We start from the raw sequence: 4,946 nt of genomic DNA on the forward strand, positions 1-4,946 counted from the left end.
TATGTTGGTCAGGGGATTACAAAGGGGATTTACCCCTTGTCGCACCATTGGATGAAATCCAATGGCTAAGTGCGCCCTTCGGGAAAACCACGATAGCATGGGATGTCTTGAATTTCAATTCAAACAGACCTATGCTTGAGGGGGATTCCTTGATACGGTGATGGTATGAGTGTTGATAATTTAGAGCAAAAAATTGCAAAGCAAGAAGAGCGTTTAAAACAGCTAAAAGAACAGAAAAAAGCTGCCATTGCACGTGAAAAAAAGAAAGTTTCTGATCAGCAACGTAAAGATGATACTAGACGTAAAATTCTACTGGGTGCTTGGGCGCTGAATAAGTTAAAAAATGATGAATCGTTTAAACAGCAATTAGCCGATTTTGAGCAATTTTTAAATACGGAAAATAAGACCGAAGAAAATAAGCAGAAAGATAAAGATCTTTTTAATGGATTTATTTGGGATAAGACCTAAATTTCGCATAAGAGATTTTATGTTAAATATGTAGTTAATTTTCTTAAACTTATTATATATTTAAAAAATATAAATGAAGATATGGCATTAGTAATATGTATTATCATGTGATTTTAGAATTAGGCGAAAAACATCATAAAAATGCGTGGGATAAAGTTGAAATCAAATCAGATTTAACAGATTTAGAAGATTTGATTTGTAAATATGCTGAACCTTACCAGGTTGGGAACCCTATATTAATAAATGGGCGTACAATTCCTATTGAGCATATTGAACGTTTACGCATGTTTTCTAGTGAGATATCTGGTGAGGTTTTAAAACAGCAACAAGCTGCTCAACGAAGGGCTGAAAATCAGGCATCTAGTGTTGTTATGATCGGTTTTTATTCTAATGATTTAGAGTCCGCGATTCTTAAACAAAAAGAAATAACAGAAGAATTAATAACATATGCAAAAGGAACTAAAAAGCAAGTTCCTAATTTATTAGGTAAAGAAAAGAAGGTTACCCCATCTAAAGTATTCATTGTCCATGGGCATGATGATGCATTGATAAATGAAGTAAAAGCTTTTTTATCAGCTCAATTAATTGAGCCAATAGTTCTCAGAGAACAGCACGATGCTAGCCTTACAATCATAGAAAAGTTAGAACGTTACACAAAAGATCCTTCTATTGGGTTTGGGATAGTTTTATACACACCTGATGATCAGGGAAAAGCTATTGGGGAGGATGAGTACAAATTAAGAGCTAGGCAAAATGTTGTTTTTGAGCATGGTTTATTAATAGGTTTATATACTCGTGAAAAAGTAATCTGCTTAGTAAAAAAGGAAGGTCATATTGAAATGCCAGGAGATGTAAATGGTGTCGTATATACAGACCATGGTTATAAAGACTGGCGTATGTCTGTGGCTCATATGCTAAGTGATGCTGGATATGATATTAACTATAGAAAAATTAATTGAAACATATAAAAAAGGAGCTTTCGCTCTTTTTTATATGTTTCAATTTGTACCTAAATCTAGGTTGCAATAAAAGATTTTGTATTAAGCCCGTGTGGCTTTCTTGTAAGCCACAGCAAAGTATCCTTGTGATATAATGCATATCGATATACAATATATTATATGAAGGGCATCTCAATTGATAAAAAGTTTTAAGTGCGAATATACGCGTCAATTATTTGAAACGGGTAAGAGTTCTAAATTTTCAGCTATTTTGAAAGTTGCTACCCGAAAATTGACGATGCTAGATGCAGCAGTAACTTTAGATTTTTTGAGATCTCCTCCAGGTAATCGATTAGAAAAATTAGAACGTGATCGTTTAGGGCAACACAGTATTCGTATTAATGATCAATGGCGAATCTGTTTTGTTTGGACGGATAATGGACCCAGTGAGGTTGAGATAGTCGATTACCATTAATTTTGAGAGGTATATGTATGATCCATCATAATGGTATGAGAGCTGTTCACCCAGGTGAAATTCTTAAAGAAGAGTACATGCTCCCACTAAATTTAAGCTCTACTGCTCTAGCTAGAAAGTTAGGTGTAACTGCAGCTCGAATTAACGATATTGTATTAGAACGTCGCGGTATTACTGCTGATACAGCTTTGCGATTAGCACGATTCTTTGGTGGAGATGCTGAAAGTTGGCTTAATTTACAACATCAATATGATTTGAAAATTGCCTATGAAAAAGCTGGTAAAACCATCGAACAGACTATTAGACCGTATGATGATTTATTGGCATTTGCATAACATTTTAATTGTATATGAAGTAGAAAAGCCTAACTAATGTTAGGCTTTTCTACTTCATATAAGAGATTCTATTTTAAATAAAATTTTGTTCCAATTAATGTGTAATCATCAATTGGACCTTTATTCTCTATCCTTCTTTTTAGAGCATTAGTAAATTTAATAGTGTCGCTCATTGTGACTTTACTGAAATTTTTTCTTTGATCCCAAAAATGATATGCACCATCAGACATTATAAATACTGACATTTCTTCTCCATATTCATCTTTTAAAGAGTCATAGGGGATAAATGTATAGTCATTATCTAAATCAATGAAAGATGAAATCGCATTTGTTAAAGTACTTTGACTTATCTTTTTTTCGTTTAACTCCTTTTTACTATATATTTTTTTATCAAGTAACTTTTGATATTGAGTATGATCATTCGTAAGTTGAATTAATTTAGTATCTTGCTTGATATAAACTCTACAATCGCCAATATGCCAAATGCTCAAACCACTATCATCTAAAAAACAAAATGAGAGAGTTGTAGAGGCCTTAATGTATTCAGAATTTTGACTTTGAATAAAATTTTGAAAATTGATTTTGAGTTCTTCTTTTAAAGAATGTTCTAAGTATTCGTGACTAATTTGTTGAAGGTTTTCAATATAGTTACAAACGAAATAGGATGCTTCTTTTGCACCATGATATGAGCCTAAACCATCAGCAACCCCAAATAAAAAGCCATTACTTTTTTTAAGAGGCACAATTAGTGAATCTTCATTCTGTTTACTTCTTTCAGGCGAAAATTTATCTCTTGCTTCTGAAAAAGATGAAACGCAACTTAATGTAATTTTCATTTTATCACTCTTAGAATATCGTTTCTGATTTCAGCAATCGATTGATATCGGAACCTAACCGTTTGGGAAGTACACTTATTTGCGATGCTAGCTAGCTCTGTTATGTGTAATTGTGACATGACCACGCCTAGTGCAAAAATGTCAGAAAGATGCGAATAATGCGCAGCTTCTTCAACTTCAGGAGCCATGTATCGTGTTGTTCCAAGACATAGACCAATTGCACTCATAACATCGTTAGGATGTGCATTAGGAGCTAAATTTTTAATTAGTCCAAAATCTGAAATTTTATATACTCCATTAAAAAGTAATATATTTTCTGGTTTTATATCTCTATGAACTAGTCCTTTATTATGAAGATATTCCAAACCATCCAGAACATCTAGAATAACTTTAATCTTTTCCTCATTAGAAAGAAGGTCTTTTTTAATTAGCTTATTCAAGTCAGAATCAGCAAGATCCATTACAAAAAATGGAGCATCGCCTTGATGGACTACACAAATAGAAACTATATTTTTGTGAGTACAATTTGTCTGATATCTCATTTCCTGACGGAATCTTTCTAATAGTTCACCTTCAGAAAATAGAGAAGCTTCAGCAATATTTTTTTGTGGAGCAAATCGTTTTAGTGCATATCTAAAATCACATGTAGGTAATGCCACTTCGTATACTTCACCAAATCCTCCAGCTCCAATTTTGTCAACAACTTGGAACTCATAACTTGAGTGTCTGTAAACTTCCAAAATTTATGCTCCTACAAACTTAAAATTTTATAAAAATAATTAGGTATAAATTACTTACTATATTTTCTGCATTTTCTCATAAATTAATAAAAATTATGATTAATATTTGGAATGAAATTTTTTTGTTATAGACAATTAATTTTAAGAAATTCTAAAATTAACATAATACACCTTATACGAAATGCTAATTTTTACTTCTTATAATTCAACAATATAATCCATTTCGAAAAACCCCTGACTGTGAACAGGGGTTTTTTACTTGATTTTTCATGTTCTACGCCTAAATATTAGGCAATGTTTCACAGTTTTACTTAAATAATCTGAATAATTAAATCTATATAATTTCAGCGATTATCTTGAATAAGATTATCCAATTTATCTTCTAATTTTTTAATCTTATATTTGAGCGATAAAATAGAATTTTTTAAACGTTCATGTTCAGGAGCATCAGGATTTTTTAATTGATTAAAAACCTCCAATAATTCTCTGCGTTGAGTGCAGAACCTTTCAATGTCACTTTCAAGAGCCATTCTTGGTGTCCACAGAGCTAGTAAACTTTGCTCATAGTCTTTGAGTTCTTCACAACTCATTGCGGCTAATTCAACTTTAGTTCTCATGGTTTAAAATCCGTTTTGCTATGCAGAGCTTTAAAAATTCGTTTTGCGGTTTCCTCCCTTACACTTTTCGGATCTCGTAAGATGCCACCGATCCAAAGGGCAAAAGCAGGATAATCAGGAAAGTTACTTAGGTCTGATAGTTCAGAGAGTTGAGATAAAATAGTGCTGTACTTGTTAATTTGAGCATCGGATAGATTGAAAAACATGTCTATGGTGTTTTGATCTCGCTGACGCTCTACTAATTTGGGCTTTGGTTTTTCTTTTACTATAAATTTAAAGCCAATTACTGAACGCCCTTTTTTAATTGGATTATAGTCAACTGTTATATCGGTAAATTTATTAATTTCATCTAATGAACTATTCAAAACTCTTCGTTTTAAGTTCCTCAAATCTCTATAAGATTCAGGTAAACCAAATTCTGTAAACATTTCATCTAGCGTTAATTCAAAGCCATTTTTTACCTGATTTTTTTTCGCCAAATGGTAAAAGTCTATTGAGTAGTCTTTTTTTAATTTTAGAACTACATCCTTTTTATAA

Annotated in this window: 7 protein-coding genes and 1 pseudogene; 4 read left to right on the top strand and 4 right to left on the bottom strand. The window is 32.1% G+C overall.

The features are described from left to right. Nucleotides 1-165: 165 nt before the first annotated feature. The 4 genes from FTV34_RS16255 to FTV34_RS16270 all read left to right on the top strand — a co-directional run bounded on the left by FTV34_RS16255 (nt 166) and on the right by FTV34_RS16270 (nt 2,216). On the top strand, nt 166-468 hold the full coding sequence (locus tag FTV34_RS16255) for a hypothetical protein (protein WP_179996678.1): 303 nt from the start codon (nt 166-168) through the stop codon (nt 466-468). Nucleotides 469-563: 95 nt separating this feature from the next. Continuing rightward, nucleotides 564-1,427 carry a TIR domain-containing protein gene (locus FTV34_RS16260; RefSeq protein WP_179991628.1) on the top strand — a complete coding sequence of 288 codons (864 nt, stop codon included), beginning with the start codon at nt 564-566 and terminating at the stop codon, nt 1,425-1,427. A gap of 175 nt (nt 1,428-1,602) precedes the next feature. Continuing rightward, nucleotides 1,603-1,881 carry a type II toxin-antitoxin system RelE/ParE family toxin gene (locus tag FTV34_RS16265; protein ID WP_179991629.1) on the top strand — a complete coding sequence of 93 codons (279 nt, stop codon included), beginning with the start codon at nt 1,603-1,605 and terminating at the stop codon, nt 1,879-1,881. A 17-nt stretch (nt 1,882-1,898) separates the two neighbouring features. Next, nucleotides 1,899-2,216, top strand: a complete 318-nt coding sequence (locus tag FTV34_RS16270; protein WP_179991630.1) for a HigA family addiction module antitoxin — start codon at nt 1,899-1,901, stop codon at nt 2,214-2,216. Nucleotides 2,217-2,284: 68 nt separating this feature from the next. On the opposite strand, the gene FTV34_RS16275 is transcribed toward FTV34_RS16270, so the two are convergent. The 4 genes and pseudogenes from FTV34_RS16275 to FTV34_RS16290 all read right to left on the bottom strand — a co-directional run. Beyond that, entirely contained in the window at nt 2,285-3,052 is a 768-nt protein-coding gene (locus FTV34_RS16275; protein WP_179991631.1) for a PP2C family serine/threonine-protein phosphatase, read from the bottom strand. Continuing rightward, a complete protein-coding gene (locus FTV34_RS16280; RefSeq protein ID WP_179991632.1) occupies nt 3,049-3,792 on the bottom strand; it encodes a serine/threonine-protein kinase in 744 nt (247 codons plus the stop codon). The genes FTV34_RS16275 and FTV34_RS16280 overlap by 4 nt, the downstream gene beginning before the upstream one ends. Before the next feature lie 344 nt (nt 3,793-4,136). Further along, on the bottom strand, nt 4,137-4,409 hold the full coding sequence (locus FTV34_RS16285) for a hypothetical protein (protein WP_179991633.1): 273 nt from the start codon (nt 4,407-4,409) through the stop codon (nt 4,137-4,139). After that, nucleotides 4,406-4,946, bottom strand: a pseudogene (locus FTV34_RS16290) (replication initiation protein); the annotation flags it as partial. The pseudogene FTV34_RS16290 and the gene FTV34_RS16285, both read right to left, overlap by 4 nt.

Source organism: Acinetobacter sp. YH16038, from assembly GCF_013417275.1.
Lineage (GTDB): Bacteria > Pseudomonadota > Gammaproteobacteria > Pseudomonadales > Moraxellaceae > Acinetobacter.

Coding starts and splice junctions, on each gene's coding strand:
- FTV34_RS16255 (WP_179996678.1), top strand. CDS start 166: ATGAGTGTTGATAATTTAGAGCAAAAAATTGCAAAGCAAGAAGAGCGT.
- FTV34_RS16260 (WP_179991628.1), top strand. CDS start 564: ATGTATTATCATGTGATTTTAGAATTAGGCGAAAAACATCATAAAAAT.
- FTV34_RS16270 (WP_179991630.1), top strand. CDS start 1,899: ATGATCCATCATAATGGTATGAGAGCTGTTCACCCAGGTGAAATTCTT.
- FTV34_RS16275 (WP_179991631.1), bottom strand. CDS start 3,052: ATGAAAATTACATTAAGTTGCGTTTCATCTTTTTCAGAAGCAAGAGAT.
- FTV34_RS16285 (WP_179991633.1), bottom strand. CDS start 4,409: ATGAGAACTAAAGTTGAATTAGCCGCAATGAGTTGTGAAGAACTCAAA.